The organism is Streptomyces sp. NPDC019531 (genome assembly GCF_044903305.1).
Classification (GTDB): domain Bacteria; phylum Actinomycetota; class Actinomycetes; order Streptomycetales; family Streptomycetaceae; genus Streptomyces.
Genome location: NZ_JBJDQL010000005.1, coordinates 156,715 through 173,394, shown reverse-complemented (window position 1 = coordinate 173,394; position 16,680 = coordinate 156,715). Strand labels below are relative to the sequence as shown.

12 protein-coding genes are annotated in these 16,680 nt (G+C 68.4%); all 12 read left to right on the top strand.

Features of this window, described 5'->3' with window-relative positions:
- The first annotated feature begins 61 nt into the window (after nt 1-61).
- The 12 genes from ACI2L1_RS08705 (at nt 62) to ACI2L1_RS08650 (ending at nt 16,547) form a co-directional block, all read left to right on the top strand.
- Nucleotides 62-2,686, top strand: a complete 2,625-nt coding sequence (locus ACI2L1_RS08705) for a valine--tRNA ligase (protein WP_404738582.1) — start codon at nt 62-64, stop codon at nt 2,684-2,686.
- A 183-nt stretch (nt 2,687-2,869) separates the two neighbouring features.
- Nucleotides 2,870-4,354, top strand: coding sequence for a bifunctional folylpolyglutamate synthase/dihydrofolate synthase (locus ACI2L1_RS08700; RefSeq protein WP_404738581.1), 1,485 nt, complete (start codon nt 2,870-2,872; stop codon nt 4,352-4,354).
- Nucleotides 4,355-4,364: 10 nt separating this feature from the next.
- Entirely contained in the window at nt 4,365-4,784 is a 420-nt protein-coding gene (locus ACI2L1_RS08695; protein WP_404738580.1) for a DUF4233 domain-containing protein, read from the top strand.
- A 65-nt stretch (nt 4,785-4,849) separates the two neighbouring features.
- Nucleotides 4,850-5,263 (top strand): nucleoside-diphosphate kinase, encoded by a 414-nt coding sequence (gene ndk / locus ACI2L1_RS08690; RefSeq protein WP_404738579.1) that lies wholly within the window; start codon nt 4,850-4,852, stop codon nt 5,261-5,263.
- 307 nt (nt 5,264-5,570) lie between these two features.
- Nucleotides 5,571-6,590 carry a rod shape-determining protein gene (locus tag ACI2L1_RS08685; protein WP_004931372.1) on the top strand — a complete coding sequence of 340 codons (1,020 nt, stop codon included), beginning with the start codon at nt 5,571-5,573 and terminating at the stop codon, nt 6,588-6,590.
- Nucleotides 6,591-6,705: 115 nt separating this feature from the next.
- Nucleotides 6,706-7,653 carry a rod shape-determining protein MreC gene (gene mreC, locus ACI2L1_RS08680; RefSeq protein WP_404738578.1) on the top strand — a complete coding sequence of 316 codons (948 nt, stop codon included), beginning with the start codon at nt 6,706-6,708 and terminating at the stop codon, nt 7,651-7,653.
- Between the two features lie 11 nt (nt 7,654-7,664).
- The gene (gene mreD, locus ACI2L1_RS08675; protein WP_404738577.1) at nt 7,665-8,342 is read left to right on the top strand and encodes a rod shape-determining protein MreD; all 678 of its coding nucleotides are present in this window, start codon (nt 7,665-7,667) and stop codon (nt 8,340-8,342) included.
- Nucleotides 8,343-8,422: 80 nt separating this feature from the next.
- Nucleotides 8,423-10,678: a penicillin-binding protein 2 gene (gene mrdA / locus ACI2L1_RS08670; protein ID WP_404738576.1), complete on the top strand. Its 2,256-nt coding sequence runs from the start codon at nt 8,423-8,425 to the stop codon at nt 10,676-10,678.
- Nucleotides 10,675-11,874 carry a rod shape-determining protein RodA gene (gene rodA / locus ACI2L1_RS08665; protein WP_404738575.1) on the top strand — a complete coding sequence of 400 codons (1,200 nt, stop codon included), beginning with the start codon at nt 10,675-10,677 and terminating at the stop codon, nt 11,872-11,874. The genes mrdA and rodA overlap by 4 nt, the downstream gene beginning before the upstream one ends.
- An 81-nt stretch (nt 11,875-11,955) precedes the next feature.
- Entirely contained in the window at nt 11,956-13,455 is a 1,500-nt protein-coding gene (locus tag ACI2L1_RS08660; protein WP_404738574.1) for a CHAD domain-containing protein, read from the top strand.
- An 88-nt stretch (nt 13,456-13,543) separates the two neighbouring features.
- Nucleotides 13,544-15,514 (top strand): TIGR03960 family B12-binding radical SAM protein, encoded by a 1,971-nt coding sequence (locus ACI2L1_RS08655; protein WP_404738573.1) that lies wholly within the window; start codon nt 13,544-13,546, stop codon nt 15,512-15,514.
- Nucleotides 15,515-15,863: 349 nt separating this feature from the next.
- Nucleotides 15,864-16,547, top strand: coding sequence for a DUF4389 domain-containing protein (locus ACI2L1_RS08650; protein WP_404738572.1), 684 nt, complete (start codon nt 15,864-15,866; stop codon nt 16,545-16,547).
- Nucleotides 16,548-16,680 lie beyond the last annotated feature (133 nt).

Here is a 16,680-nt window from a genome sequence, read left to right as displayed (position 1 = left end):
CCCCACCGTTACAGAACAAACGAGTTTCGGGGCACGCCCACGGCACCCCTAAACTGACCCCGTGACCGAGAACGCTCAGCAGCAGCCCACAGCGCCCAGCACCGAACTGCCGACCCAGTACGCGCCGGCCGAGGTAGAGGGGACGCTGTACGAGCGCTGGGTGGAGCGCGGTTACTTCGCGGCCGACGCGAAGAGCGACAAGCCCCCGTACACCATCGTCATCCCGCCGCCGAACGTCACCGGCTCTCTGCACCTGGGCCACGCCTTCCAGCACACGCTCATGGACGCCCTCACCCGCCGCAAGCGCATGCAGGGTTACGAGGCGCTGTGGCTGCCGGGCATGGACCACGCCGGTATCGCCACCCAGAACAAGGTCGAGCAGCAGCTCGCCGAGGAGGGCAAGTCCCGACACGACCTGGGGCGCGAGGAGTTCGTCGAGCGCGTCTGGCAGTGGAAGGAGGAGTACGGCGGCCGGATCCTCGGCCAGATGCGTCGCCTCGGTGACGGCGTCGACTGGAGCCGCGAGCGCTTCACGATGGACGAGGGCCTCTCCAAGGCCGTCCTCACCATCTTCAAGCGGCTCTACGAAGACGAGTTGATCTACCGCGCCGAGCGCATCATCAACTGGTGCCCGCGCTGTCTGACGGCCATCTCGGACATCGAGGTGGAATACCAGGAGGACGCGGGCGAGTTGGTCTCCATCCGCTACGGCGAGGGCGAGGACAGCGTCGTCGTCGCGACCACGCGCGCGGAGACGATGCTCGGTGACACGGCCGTCGCCGTCCACCCCGACGACGAGCGCTACCGGCACCTCATCGGCAAGCAGATCAAGCTCCCGCTGACCGACCGCACCATCCCGGTCGTCGCCGACACCCACGTCGACCCCGAGTTCGGCACCGGCGCGGTCAAGGTGACCCCGGCCCACGACCCGAACGACTTCGAGATCGGCCGCCGCCACGACCTGCCGTCCCTGACGATCATGGACGAGCACGGCGTGATCACCGTCCACGGCCCCTTCATCGGCCTGGACCGCTACGAGGCCCGCTCGGCCGTCGTCGGCGCGCTCAAGGAGCAGGGCCGCATCGTCGCCGAGAAGCGCCCCTACATGCACTCCGTCGGCCACTGCTCGCGCTGCAAGACCACGGTCGAGCCGCGCCTGTCCATGCAGTGGTGGGTCAAGGTCGGCCCGCTCGCCAAGGCGGCCGGCGACGCGGTCCGCGACGGCCGCGTCAAGATCCATCCCGAGGACATGTCGAAGCGCTACTTCGACTGGGTCGACAACATGCACGACTGGTGCATCTCGCGCCAGCTGTGGTGGGGCCACCGCATCCCGATCTGGTACGGCCCCGACGGCGAGGTCGTCTGTGTCGGCCCCGACGACGAGCCGCCCACCGGGGAGGGCTGGACCCAGGACTCCGACGTCCTGGACACCTGGTTCTCCTCCGGCCTGTGGCCGTTCTCCACGCTCGGCTGGCCCGAACAGACCGAGGACCTGCGGAAGTTCTATCCGACCGACGTCCTGCTCACCGGCCACGACATCATCTTCTTCTGGGTCGCCCGGATGATGATGTTCGGCCTGTACGCGATGGACGGCCAGGCCCCCTTCCACACCATCGCGCTGACCGGCCTGGTCCGCGACGAGTTCGGCAAGAAGATGTCGAAGTCGAACCCCAACGCGGTGGACCCCCTGGTCTGGATGGACGCCTACGGCTCCGACGCCGTCCGCTTCACCCTCGCCAACGGCGCCAACCCGGGCGCGGACGTGCCGATCGGCGAGGACTGGGTCAAGGCATCCCGGAACTTCACCAACAAGCTCTGGAACGCCACCCGTTTCGCCCTCATGAACGGCGCCACGGTCGAGGGCCCGCTGCCCGACGCCTCCGAGATGTCGGCGACGGACCGCTGGATCCTCTCCCGCCTCAACACGACGGTCGCGCAGGTCGACGCGTACTACGACGACTACCAGTTCGCCAAGCTCGCCGACGCGCTCTACCACTTCGCGTGGGACGAGGTCTTCGACTGGTACGTCGAGCTGTCGAAGACGACGTTCTTCGCGGGCGGCGAGCAGGCCAGGGTCTCCGGACGCGTCCTCGGTGAGGTCCTCGACGTGACGCTGCGTCTGCTCCACCCGGTCATCCCGTTCGTGACGGACGCCCTGTGGACCACGCTCACGGGCGGCGAGTCCCTGGTCATCGGCGAGTGGCCGCAGGACAGCGGCTTCCGCGACAAGGACGCCGAACTCGAGATCGAGCTGGTCCAGCGGGTCGTCACCGAGGTCCGCCGGTTCCGCAAGGACCAGGGACTGAAGGACGGTCAGAAGGTCCCCGCCCGCCTGGAACTGACCGGCACCGCCCTCGCCCCGCACGAGGCGGCCATCCGCCAGCTCCTGCGCCTCCAGCCGGAGGGCGAGACGTTCGCGGCCACGGCGACCCTCCCGGTCGCCGGCGCCACGGTCGCCCTCGACCTCTCCGGCACGATCGACGTGGTCGCGGAACGCAAGCGCCTCGCGAAGGACCTGGCGGCGGCGGAGAAGGAGAAGGCCCAGGCGACAGGGAAGCTCGGCAACGAAGCGTTCCTGGCGAAGGCCCCGGACAACGTGGTCGACAAGATCCGCGGCCGCCTGGCCAAGGCGGACGAGGACATCGCGAGGATCCAGGAGCAACTGGACCGCTTGCCTGAGGCGTAAGGCTCATGGGGCCCCGGGGTCGTCTGGACTCCGGGGCCCTGTGGCTTTTGGGGGCGCGGGGCTGTATCGATATGCGGCTCCGCCGCGTGCACGCGACCAGCCCCACACACCCGCAGCCGCCCGCGAAGGCCGGCCACCCCACTCCGAAGGCACTCTGTCAGTCGGCCTCCGTAGACTGGCCCTGTGAGTGAGACCGACCCCTTCGACGAGATCGTCGCCGCCGAGACCGACCGCGACCCCGACCTCGCGGTCATCGAGGCCGGCAGCCGCACCCTGCGTACCCAGGGCGGCCCGCCGGAGGCAGACGTGCCAGCCCGGCCCGAAGACCCCGAGGTCGACAAGGCCCTGCGCGCGGTCGAGGCGGAACTCGCCACCCGCTGGGGCGAGACCAAGCTGGAGCCCTCGGTCAGCAGGATCGCCGCGCTGATGGACGTACTGGGCGAGCCGCAGCGGTCGTACCCCTCGATCCACATCACGGGCACGAACGGCAAGACCTCCACCGCCCGCATGATCGAGGCCCTCCTCAGTGCCTTCGAACTGCGTACGGGCCGCTACACCAGCCCCCATGTGCAGTCCGTCACCGAGCGCATCAGCCTGGACGGCGCCCCGATCTCGGCCGAGCGGTTCATCGAGACGTACGACGACATCAAGCCGTACATCGAGATGGTCGACGCCTCGCAGCAGTACCGGCTGTCCTTCTTCGAGGTGCTGACCGGCATGGCGTACGCCGCCTTCGCGGACGCCCCCGTCGACGTGGCCGTCGTGGAAGTCGGGATGGGCGGCTCCTGGGACGCCACCAACGTCATCGACGGCGATGTCGCCGTGGTCACCCCCATCGACCTGGACCACACGGACCGGCTCGGCGAGACCGCCGGGGAGATCGCCGTCGAGAAGGCCGGGATCATCAAGCAGGACGCGACCGTGATCCTGGCCCAGCAGCCGGTGGACGCGGCACAGGTGCTGCTGAAGAAGGCCGTGCAAGTCGACGCCACCGTGGCCCGCGAGGGCCTGGAGTTCGGCGTGGTCGCGCGCCAGGTCGCCGTCGGCGGCCAGATGCTCACCCTGCGCGGCCTCGGCGGCGAGTACGAAGAGGTCTACCTCCCGCTGCACGGCCCCTACCAGGCGCACAACGCGGCCGTGGCGCTCGCCGCCGTGGAGGCGTTCTTCGGTGTCGGCGCCCAGCGCCCGGACCGGCTGGACATCGACACGGTCCGCAAGGCGTTCGCGGCCGTCTCCTCGCCGGGCCGCCTCGAAGTCGTACGGCGTTCCCCGACCGTCGTCCTGGACGCCGCTCACAACCCGGCGGGCGCCCGCGCCACGGCCGAGGCGGTCGGCGAGGCCTTCGACTTCAGCCGGCTGATCGGTGTGGTGGGCGCGAGCGGCGACAAGAACGTGCGGGGGCTGCTTGAGGCCTTCGAGCCGATCTTCGCCGAGGTCGTGATCACCCAGAACTCCAGCCACCGCGCGATGGACGCCGACGAGCTCGCCGCGATCGCCGTCGAGGTGTTCGGCGAGGAGCGTGTCCAGGTAGAGCCGCGGCTGCCGGACGCGCTGGAGGAGGCGATCACGCTGGCCGAGGAGGACGGCGAGTTCGCGGGCGGCGGGGTGCTGGTCACCGGGTCGGTCATCACGGTCGGCGAGGCTCGGCTGCTGCTCGGAAGGGGCTGAGGCATCAGCCATGCGTACGCTCTGTGCTTCGACGCTGATCGGCGAGTTCTTCGTCATCGGCTTCGCCGGACTGGTCGCGATGAAGGACCCCGACCTGGCCACCTCCACCGTGTGGACGGTCAGCGGCATCGCCATGTTCCTCTGCCTCGCGCTGTGCGGGGTGGTGACCCGGCCCGGCGGCATCGCCCTCGGCTGGGCGCTGCAGATCGCCCTGATCGCCTCCGGCTTCGTCATCCCGACCATGTTCTTCATGGGAGCGATCTTCGCGGCGCTGTGGTGGGCCTCCGTGCACTACGGCCGGAAGATCGACGAGGCGAAGGCGAGATTCGCCGCCCAAGCCACCCAAGACACCCAAGCCACCCAAGCCACCCAAGACACCCAAGCCACCAAAGGCGCCCAGGCGGATTCCGCTACACCTGACGCTGTGTGACGGACGCATCGACACGCCCTGTAATCTCGTCCCCACCGCACATGTCAGCAGCCAAGGAGCCCCTCGTGAGCCAGCGCACCCTCGTCCTCCTCAAGCCCGACGCCGTCCGTCGTGGCCTGACCGGCGAGATCATCAGCCGTATCGAGCGCAAGGCCGGCTGGCAGATCACCGCGCTGGAGCTGCGCACCCTGGACCAGGACACGCTGGAGCAGCACTACGGCGAGCACAAGGGCAAGCCCTTCTACGAGCCGCTGGTGGAGTTCATGGCCTCAGGGCCGGTCGTCGCGCTGATCGTCGAGGGCGAGCGGGTCATCGAGGGCGTCCGCGCGCTCGCCGGCCCCACCGACCCGATCGCCGCCGCGCCCGGCTCCATCCGCGGTGACTACGGCGTGATCGTCCGCGAGAACCTGATCCACGCGAGCGACTCCGAGGAGTCGGCCGAGCGTGAGGTGAAGATCTTCTTCCCGGGCCGCTCGTAGCCCTTACGGAGTTTTGGTGGACGTTTCTGACGGGGTGTCAGCTCGCTCTTCTGTCTGACCTGGGACGGCCGTACATTTTCGGCCGTCCCTCGGCATATGCGTGCCGATCGGGGGAACGAGTGCCCCCTATGGACCGTCTCCACAAGCGAGGCGGCGTTTGATCTGCTGACAATGGCGAAGACCCTCGCGCAGTGTTCGTGCAGGCGCGTCTACGATGGAAGCCTTCACGTCACCGCACCCACTTCGCCGACCTGAAAAGCCCTCAAAAGCTCCTGGGAAGGCCAGTCGAATCCTGATGGGGAACTCAATGTCGTTCATCGGCCGTGACATGGCTGTCGACCTCGGGACCGCCAACACGCTGGTGTACGTCAGGGGTCGCGGGATCGTACTCAACGAGCCGTCCGTCGTCGCGATCAACACCAACACCGGTGGCATCCTCGCGGTCGGCGCCGAAGCGAAGAAGATGATCGGGCGGACCCCCGGCAACATCGTTGCCGTGCGGCCGCTGAAGGACGGCGTGATCGCCGACTTCGAGATCACCGAGCGGATGCTCCGCTACTTCATCCTGAAGATCCACAAGCGGCGTTATCTCGCGAGGCCGCGCGTCGTCGTGTGTGTCCCCTCGGGCATCACGGGCGTCGAGCGCCGCGCCGTCATCGAGGCGTCGTCCCAGGCCGGCGCCCGTCAGGTGCACATCATCGAGGAGCCCATGGCGGCCGCCATCGGCTCCGGCCTGCCGGTCCACGAGGCCACGGGCAACATGGTGGTGGACATCGGCGGCGGCACCACGGAGGTCGCGGTCATCTCCCTCGGCGGCATCGTCACCGCCCAGTCCATCCGGGTCGCCGGTGACGAGCTGGACAACGCGATCATCCAGCACATCAAGAAGGAGTACTCCCTCCTGCTGGGTGAGCGGACGGCCGAACAGATCAAGATCACGATCGGTTCGGCGTACGACCTCGACGCTGACGAACACACCGAAATCCGCGGCCGGGACCTCGTCTCCGGACTGCCCAAGACCGTCGTCATCTCGGCCGCCGAAGTCCGCAAGGCGATCGAGGAACCCGTCAACGCCATCGTCGACGCCGTCAAGACGACCCTCGACAAGTGCCCGCCGGAACTCTCCGGCGACATCATGGACCGCGGCATCGTCCTCACCGGCGGCGGCGCCCTGCTGCGTGGACTCGACGAACGGCTGCGCCGGGAGACCGGTATGCCGATCCACATCGCCGAGGACCCCCTGGACAGCGTGGCGCTCGGCTCCGGCAAGTGCGTCGAGGAGTTCGAGGCGCTCCAGCAGGTGCTGGACGCCCAGCCGCGCAGATGACGCAACTCTTCGATTCCGCCGTACGAGATGATCTCCTCTCGTGCGGCGGATCGTTGATATAGAGGCATAAGCTCCCACAAACGCAACTCCAATAAGAAGGGCACGGCCGCCGCACGTGAGGGACACACGAGAGAGCCGGCTGCTCCTGGTGCTGCTGATCGCCGTCGCGTTCGCGCTGATCACGGTCGACATCCGCGGCGGGGAGGACTCACCGGTCGACGGTGCCCGCCAGGCCGCGGCTGCCGTGTTCGGCCCGGTCGAGGACGGTGTGTCGACCGCGGTGAATCCGGTCGGAAACGCCGTGTCGGCCATCCGCGACTCCGGCGAGCGGCACGACCGGCTCGCCGCGCTGGAGAAGGAGAACGCGGCCCTCAAGGCGAGACTCGGCAGCGACGACCGCAACTCCAGCCGGCTCAAGCAGCTCGACAAGATGATGAAGATCGCCGGCGAGGGCCAGTACGGCATCAAGGGTGCCGAGGTCATCGCCATAGGAGCGGCCCAGGGCTTCTCCTGGACGATCACCATCGACGTCGGAGCCAACGACGGAATCAAGCGCGACATGACCGTCCTCAACGGCGACGGCCTGGTCGGCCGCGTCACCACGGTCGGTCCCAACATCGCCACCGTGCTCCTCGCCAACGACCCCGACTTCACCGTCGGCACCCGCATGGAGGCCACCGACGAACTCGGCTTCGCCTCCGGGCAGGGCGACCAGCCGCTGCGCGTCGAACTCCTCAACGGCAAGGCCGAGGTGAAGAAGGGCGACCGCCTGGTCACCTTCGGCTCACAGGCCGACAAGCCCTTTGTGCCCGGCGTCCCGGTCGGCGTGGTCTCCCGCGTCGACCCCTCCGGCGGCGACCTCACCCGCACCCTCTACGTCACGCCGTACGTCAGCTTCACCAAGCTCGACATCGTCGGCGTCGTAGTCGAGGCCCCCAAGAAGGACCCGCGCGACACGGTGCTGCCCGCCAAACCGAAAAAGACGCCCACGCCGACCGTGACGGTCACCGTCACCCCGTCCGCCAATGCGCCGGCCGACGGCGAGATCCAGCAAGAGCAGTAGGAGCTGTAGTCATGCGCGTCAACCGGATCCTGCTCTCGTCGGCCCTGATCGTCGTCGCCCTGGTGCTCCAGGTGAGCGTCCTGGCCCGCCTCCACCTGCCGGGCGCCGTCCCCGACCTGCTGCTCCTGACCGTCCTCGGCCTGGCTCTCGTCTACGGCCATGTCGGCGGCGCCCTCGTCGGCTTCGGCGCCGGTCTCCTCGCCGACCTCGCCCCGCCCGCCGACCACGCCGCCGGCCGCTACGCCTTGGTGCTGTGCGTCATCGGCTACCTCGCCGGCCTCGCGAAGCCGGAGAGCGGCAGACTCAAGTCGGCCACCGGCCCCATGGTCGTCGTGGTCGCCGCCGCCATCGGCACCACCCTGCTGTACGCCGGGGTCGGCGCCCTCGTCGGCGACACCGCCGCCCGCCATGTCGGCCTCGGCAGCCTGCTGTTCACGGCCGCCCTGTACGACCTGCTGCTCGCCCCGTTCGTCGTCCCCGGCATCATGGCGCTCGCCCGCCGCGCCGAGAACGACCCGCTGGCCGAGACCGGCTCCGCGGCCAAGTCGACGGACATCTCCTCAGGGTGGCTCTCCTCGGGCACGGGCCTGAAGATCGGCAGCCAGCGCGGCGGCCTCGGCAGCCTGAAGACCAAGGCACGCACCCGTACGGCCCGGGCGGGCCGCATCAAGGGAGTCAAGCGGCTGTGATCCCACGGAAGTTGGCGGACCGCGTTCACAGGTTCGCCGTATATGACACATACACACACTGAGAGGGGGCGGCAGCCGCAGTGACCAACATCCCCGAGACCGGACGGACCCCACGGGTCCAGATCCGGCTCGTCGTCATCCAGATCCTCGTGCTGTCCCTCCTCGGCACCCTCGGCGGCCGCCTCTGGTACCTCCAGATCCGCGAGGGCGACGAGTACGCCAAGGAGGCCTCCGGCAACCACGTCCAGCAGGTCGTCGAACCCGCCGTGCGCGGCTCGATCCTGGACGCGCGCGGAGTGCCCCTCGCGGACAACGAGACCCGCCTCGTGGTCTCCGCCTCCCGCACCGACCTGCTGAAGATGAAGGACGACGGCAAGGCCGTCCTCACCAAGCTGGCCGGCGTTCTCGGCATGAAGCCCGAGGACGTCATGCTGAAGGTCCGGCTGTGTGACGCCAAGACCCCCCAGCCCTGCTGGAACGGCTCGCCGTACCAGCCGATCCCCATCACCGACGAGGCCACCGCCAAGCAGGCCCTGCAGATCCGTGAGCGCGCCGAGGACTTCCCCGGCATCACCGCCGAACCCGAGGCCGTGCGCCGATACGCCGCCCCCGGCAAGTCCAACGCCGCCCAGGTGCTCGGCTACCTCTCGCCCGTCACCGACGACGAGATCACCAAGGCCCAGGACACCGACTCGCCCTACCTGCGCTCCGACCAGGTCGGCCGCTCGGGCCTGGAGCGCGAGTACGACAAGGAACTGCGCGGCAAGGCCGGCGTGACCCGCTACGAGGTCGACAACCTGGGCCGTGTCATCGGCCAGGCCGAGGCCGACGAGGCCCAGCCCGGCTCCAACCTCGTCACCAGCATCGACGCCCGCGTGCAGCGCGTCGCGGAGTACGAACTGAACGACGCGATGAAGCAAGCCCGTAAGGAGTTCGACGACAACACCGGCGAGAACTACAAGGCCGACTCCGGCGCGGTCGTCGTCATGGAGGCCAAGACCGGCCGCATCGTCGCCATGGCGTCCAACCCGACCTACGACCCCAACGCCTGGGTCGGCGGCATCTCCGCCAAGGACTACGCCAAGCTCACCGGCAAGAAGTCCAACTACCCGCTGCTCAACAGGGCCATACAGGGTCAGTCCGCGCCCGGCTCCACCTTCAAGGTGATCTCCACGGCCGCCGCGCTCGAAGCCGGCTACGACTTCAACGGCAACTACCCGTGCACGAGTTCGTACTCGGTCGGTGGTCAGGTCTTCAAGAACTTCGAGTCGGAGAACTTCGGCCCCATCTCGCTCGGCCGGGCCCTTGAGGTCTCCTGCGACACCGTCTTCTACGGCCTCGCCCACAGGGAATGGCAGAAGGACGGCGGGATCAACCCGAAGAAGGGCGAGCCCAAGGACTACTTCTTCAAGGCCGCCCACCAGTTCGGCCTCGGCAAGGAGACCGGCATCGACCTCCCCAACGAGGTCACCGGCCGCGTCCCCGACCGCCAGTGGAAGGAGTCGTACTGGGAGGCCAACAAGGACGCCTGGTGCAAGACGGGGAAGAAGAACGGCTCCTACGTCGAGAAGATCGCGTACGAGAACTGCCTCGAAGGCAACAAGATGCGCGCCGGTGACGAGATCAACTACTCCATCGGCCAGGGCGACACCCTCGTCACCCCGATCCAGATGGCCACGATCTACGCGGCGATCGCCAACGGCGGCACCCTGCACGACCCGACCGTCGGCAAGGCCATCGTCAGCGCCGACGGCAAGGCGGTCGACGAGATCAAGCCCACCTCGCACGGCAAGCTGCCCATAAGCCAGACGAACCTCGCCAAGATGGACGAGGCCCTCGCCGGCGTCGCCACCCGCGGTACCGCCGCCTGGCGCTTCGCCCAGGTCGGCTGGCCGCAGGACAAGATCCCGATGCACGCCAAGACCGGTACCGCCGAGGTCTACGGCAAGCAGACGACGTCCTGGTTCGCCACGTACACCAAGGACTACACGGTCGTCATGACGATCTCCCAGGGTGGTACGGGCTCCGGCGCCTCGGGCCCCGCCGTCCGCAACATCTACGACGCGCTGTACGGCGTCTCGGACGACGGCACCATCGACAAGAAGAACGCGCTGCTGCCGACCCCCGAGAAGAGCCTGCCGAAGATCCAGACCGACGGGACGATCAAGTCCCCGAAGGTCGTCAAGGACCCGGCCAAGGACCAGCGGGCGAGCCAGGAGGGCGCGCCCGAGCCGGACGAGACCCAGCAGGCGGCGACCGTGAACACGCCGACGACCGGCAACCGTGACACACGCAGGCGCCGCCGCAAGCGGGGAAGCCGGAGGATGCTCACATGACCGGGGCGAACAGCTTCCAGGTCTCCGGGTACGGCCCCGAGCGCGCGGGCTGGACCCGGCTGCTGGCCCGCGACTCGCTCGCCCGCCGGCTGGACTGGCCGATACTGTTCTCGGCCCTCGCCCTGTCCATGATCGGCTCGATCCTGGTCTTCTCGGCGACCCGCAACCGCACCGAGATCAACCAGGGCGACCCGTACTACTTCCTGATCCGGCACATCATGAACACCGGCATCGGGTTCGCCCTGATGATCGGCACGGTGTGGGTCGGCCACCGCGCCCTGCGCACCGCCGTGCCCCTGCTGTACGGCGCCTCGGTCTTTCTGCTCCTGCTGGTGCTCACCCCGCTGGGCTCCACGGTCAACGGCGCCCACTCCTGGATCGTGCTCGGCGGCGGCTTCTCGCTCCAGCCCTCGGAGTTCGTGAAGATCACGATCATCCTGGGCATGGCGATGCTGCTGGCGGCCCGGGTCGACGCGGGCGACAAGCCCCATCCCGACCACCGCACGGTGCTCCAGGCGCTCGGCCTCGCCGCCGTACCGATGCTGATCGTGATGCTCATGCCCGACCTCGGGTCCGTCATGGTCATGGTCATCATCGTGCTCGGAGTGTTGCTCGCCTCCGGCGCCTCCAACCGATGGGTCTTCGGGCTGCTCGGCGCGGGGACGCTCGGCGCGGTCGCGGTGTGGCAGCTCGGGGTGCTGGACGAGTACCAGATCGCCCGCTTCGCCGCCTTCGCCAACCCGAGCCTCGATCCGGCAGGCGTCGGCTACAACACCAACCAGGCCCGGATCGCCATCGGTTCGGGCGGTCTGACCGGCGCGGGCCTGTTCCACGGCTCGCAGACCACGGGCCAGTTCGTGCCGGAGCAGCAGACCGACTTCGTCTTCACCGTCGCCGGCGAGGAGCTGGGCTTCATCGGCGCGGGCCTGATCATCGTCCTGCTCGGGATCGTCCTGTGGCGGGCCTGCCGGATCGCCCGCGAGACGACCGAGCTGTACGGCACGATCGTGGCCGCCGGGATCGTCGCGTGGTTCGCCTTCCAGGCCTTCGAGAACATCGGCATGACCCTCGGGATCATGCCGGTCACCGGCCTGCCGCTGCCGTTCGTGTCGTACGGCGGATCATCGATGTTCGCGGTGTGGGTGGCGGTGGGGTTGTTGCAGTCGATCAGGGTGCAGCGGCCGATGTCGGCATAGTCGCCGGTCATCGTCCTTTCCCCTCCGATTCGCCCTCAGAGGGCCCTGTCCTCGTGCCCTGACTCCCACTAGATTCGAATCATGGCGGACACAAAGCGGGAGATCGAGCGCAAGTACGAGTCCGAAGAGAGCGGACTGCCCGACCTGACGGGAGTCGCCGGGGTCGAAGCCGTCGTCGACAAGGGCGTCGCGCATCTGGACGCCACCTACTACGACACGGCCGACGAACGCCTCATCGCGTCCTCGATCACCCTGCGCCGCCGCACGGGTGGATCGGACGCGGGCTGGCACCTGAAGTTCCCGGTCTCCGAGGGCGTGCGCGACGAGATCCGGGCCCCCCTCGCAGACACCCTCCCCGACGAACTCGCCGCACTCGTGCGCTCCCGGATCCGGAACGTCGAGGTCCTGCCCGTGGTCCAGCTGCGCTCGGACCGCGACGTGCGCCACCTCCTTGACGCGGAGGGACGGCTGCTCGCCGAGGTCAGCGTGGACGCCGTGCAGGCGAAACGGCTCAGTGGGGGCGTCGGGGACGCCCAGTGGACCGAGATCGAGGTGGAGCTCGCCGACGGCGGCGACCCGGCCTTCCTCGACAAGGTGGAGAAGCGGCTGCGCAACGCGGGCGTACGGCCGTCCGCGTCCTCCTCGAAGCTGGCCCGGGCCCTTGAGGAGACGGCACCCAAGAAGAAGAGCCCCGTCACCGGGGATCCGGTGACCGCGGGCGACCACGTCCTCGCGTACGTCCGCACCCAGCGGGACGCGATCGTCGGGCTCGACCCGGCCGTGCGCCAGGACGCCGAGGACTCGGTGCACAGCATGCGGGTCGCCACCCGCCGGATGCGCAGCACCTTCAAGTCGTACGGCAAAGTCCTCGACCGAAGCGTCACCGACCCGATCGGCGACGAGCTGAAGTGGCTGGCCGGCGAGCTGGGTGTGGACCGGGACCGGGAGGTGCTCAACGAACGCCTGACGGCCGTCCTCGACGAGGTGCCCCCGGCGTTGGTCTCAGGGCCCGTCGCCGAGCGACTGAGCACCTGGGCGGGGGACCGGCCCGGCGGGGCGAGCGCGCGGCTGATCGGTGTCCTGGACTCGCACCGCTATCTCACCCTGCTCGACGCCCTGGACGCGCTGATCGCCGACCCGCCGCTGCTGAAGGCGGCCGGGAAGAAGCCCGAACCGGTGCTCGCCAAGGCCGTGAAGAAGGACTTCGGGAAGGTCACCGGGCTCGTCGAGCAGGCGCTCGACCTGGAACCCGGCACCGACCGGGACGTCGCCATCCATGAGGCCCGCAAGAAGACCAAGCGCACCCGCTACGCGGCCGAGGCGGCGGGACCGGCCCTCGGCAAGCCGGCCAAGACCATGGTGAAGTCCATGAAGTCGCTGCAGAACCTGCTGGGCGAGCACCAGGACAGCGTGATGTCCCGGCAGACCCTGCGCGAGCTGTCCGCGGTCGCCCACGCGGCGGGCGAGAGTGCCTTCACGTACGGGCTGCTCTACGGCCGCGAGGAGCAGCGGGCGGCCGCCGTGGAGGCCGAGCTGCCCGGATTCTGGGACGGGATCAAGGACGGGGCATCGGCCCTCTGAACCTTCGGACGTGCGGGGGGTGGCCGCGATCGCGTTAGGCTAGATGGTCACCCCTGTCAGTTCAGTCCAGCCCACGAAGGTGCGCGAGATGCCTGCCGAAGTCGCTGCGGCCGCGGAATCTGTGTTCCCGCAGCTCGAAGCTCTGCTCCCGCATGTGCAGAAGCCGATCCAGTACGTCGGCGGAGAGCTCAACTCCACCGTCAAGCCGTGGGAGTCGTGTGACGTCCGCTGGGCACTGATGTACCCGGACGCGTACGAGGTGGGTCTCCCCAACCAGGGCGTCATGATCCTCTACGAGGTTCTGAACGAGCAGGAGGGCGTCCTCGCCGAGCGCACCTACAGCGTGTGGCCGGACATGGAGGCGCTGATGCGGGAGCACCAGGTCCCGCAGTTCACGGTGGACAGCCACCGCCCGGTGGGCGCCTTCGACGTGTTCGGCCTCTCCTTCTCCACGGAACTGGGCTACACGAACATGCTGACGGCCCTGGACCTGGCGGGCATCCCGCTGGAGTCGCGCGACCGTGGGTTGGACGACCCGATCGTGCTGGCCGGCGGCCATGCGGCCTTCAACCCCGAGCCGATCGCGGACTTCATCGACGCGGCGATCATCGGCGACGGCGAGCAGGCCGTCCTCGACATGACGAAGATCATCCGTGAGTGGAAGGCGGAGGGCCGGCCGGGCGGCCGCGAGGAGGTCCTGTTCCGCCTGGCGCGCACCGGCGGGGTGTACATCCCGGCGTTCTATGACGTCGAGTACCTCCCCGACGGCCGTATCGCCCGCGTGGTCCCCAACAAGTCGGGTGTCCCGTGGCGCGTGTCCAAGCACACGGTCATGGACCTCGACGAGTGGCCCTACCCCAAGCAGCCCCTGGTCCCCCTGGCCGAGACGGTCCACGAGCGCATGTCGGTGGAGATCTTCCGCGGCTGCACGCGCGGCTGCCGCTTCTGCCAGGCGGGCATGATCACCCGCCCGGTCCGCGAGCGCTCCATCACGGGCATCGGCGACATGGTGGAGAAGGGCCTGAAGGCGACGGGCTTCGAGGAGGTAGGGCTTCTTTCCCTGTCCTCGGCGGACCACTCGGAGATCGGCGACATCGCGAAGGGCCTGGCGGACCGGTACGAGGAGGACAAGATCGGCCTGTCCCTCCCCTCCACCCGCGTGGACGCCTTCAACGTGGACCTGGCGAACGAACTGACCCGCAACGGCCGTCGCTCCGGCCTGACCTTCGCCCCCGAGGGCGGCTCGGAGCGCATGCGCAAGGTCATCAACAAGATGGTCTCGGAGGACGACCTCATCCGCACCGTCTCCACGGCGTACGGCAACGGCTGGCGCCAGGTGAAGCTGTACTTCATGTGCGGCCTGCCGACGGAGACCGACGAGGACGTCCTGCAGATCGCCGACATGGCGACGAAGGTGATCGCCGAGGGCCGCAAGGTCTCCGGCCAGAACGACATCCGCTGCACGGTGTCGATCGGCGGCTTCGTCCCCAAGCCCCACACGCCGTTCCAGTGGGCGCCCCAGCTCTCCGCGGAGGAGACGGACGCCCGCCTCGGAAAGCTCCGCGACAAGATCCGCGGCGACAAGAAGTACGGCCGCTCGATCGGCTTCCGCTACCACGACGGCAAGCCGGGCATCGTCGAGGGCCTCCTGTCCCGCGGCGACCGCCGCATCGGCGCCGTGATCCGCGCCGTCTACGAGGACGGCGGCCGCTTCGACGGCTGGCGCGAGCACTTCTCCTACGACCGCTGGATGGCCTGCGCCGACAAGACACTGCCCGCCTTCGGCGTGGACGTCGACTGGTACACGACCCGCGAGAAGACCTACGAGGAGGTCCTCCCCTGGGACCACCTGGACTCGGGCCTGGACAAGGACTGGCTCTGGGAGGACTGGCAGGACGCCCTCGACGAGACGGAGGTCGAGGACTGCCGGTGGACGCCTTGCTTTGATTGCGGCGTTTGTCCGCAGATGGACACGTCCATTCAGATCGGTCCTACCGGGAAGAAGTTGCTGCCGCTGACGGTCAAGAAGGACGCTGCGGCCGGCGGACACGCTCACTGAGGTGAGTGAGGCGTTGCGGCATGGTGGAGGCATCGGGGGGCGGCGGCGAACCGAGGTGGAGTGGGTCTGAGGCCTGACGGCTCGGGAGAGACTTTTGCGCGGCGATCATCGCCCGAGCGGCTGTGCGCAGTTCGCGAGGTGCCGCCGGGCAGGTCGTCATCCCCTCTGCGACAGCGGCGTTCTCGGCACAGCTCTGCTTTCCCTGACGAGCGGATCAACCCCGGTCGCGGTGTTCCCTTTCGCGTGCGAGCCTGAGTCCGTGATCAGGCGGCCACCTGGCCGCCCGCCTGCTCGGGCGGGGTACGGCAGGTGACCGCCGGGCGGAGACGTTCGAAAGGATTTGCGCCGTATGAATCCAGTCATTGCGTCCCCGGTGCGTATCGAGGCCTCTCTGGACCCTCGGCTGTCCAGATGGCTTTGGCTGGTGAAGTGGTTCCTCGCCATCCCGCACTACATCGTGCTGTTCTTCCTGTGGATTGCGTTCGTCTGCGTGACCGTCATTGCGTTCTTCGCCATCCTGTTCACAGCCCGATATCCCAGGTCGCTCTTCGACTTCAATGTCGGCGTACTGCGCTGGAACTGGCGTGTCAGCTATTACGCCCACACCGCGCTGGGCACCGACCGATACCCGCCGTTCACGCTCGAGGATGTGCCCGACTATCCCGCGCATTTCGACGTCGTTTATCCCGAGCGCCTCTCGCGCGGCCTGGTCCTCGTGAAATGGTGGCTGCTGGTGATCCCGCAGTACATCGTCATCGGGATGTTCACCGGTGACTGGGGCTGGGCGTCAGGGGACAGTTGGCATGGCGGTGGCCTGATTCCCTTCCTCTCCCTGGTCGCCGTGATCATCCTCGCGGCTACCGCTCGCTACCCGGTTCACCTGTTCGACTTCCTGATGGGCTTGGCCCGATGGGTCGCCCGTGTGGGTGTCTATGCCGCGCTGATGACCGATGTGTACCCGCCATTCCGTCTCGACATGGGCGGTCAGGCCTCCTCGTCGGCGGATATCTCGGGGAGCGGTTCCGGACTGTAGTGGTTTGTCGCACGGTCGGGGCCGACGCGTCGTCCGCGCGAGCAATTCGCGACCGGACAGGCATGTATGCGCAGGGCTACCTGTGAACCACCAGGAATGGTGCGACGCGTTTCAGAAACCGGACGGTGCATTG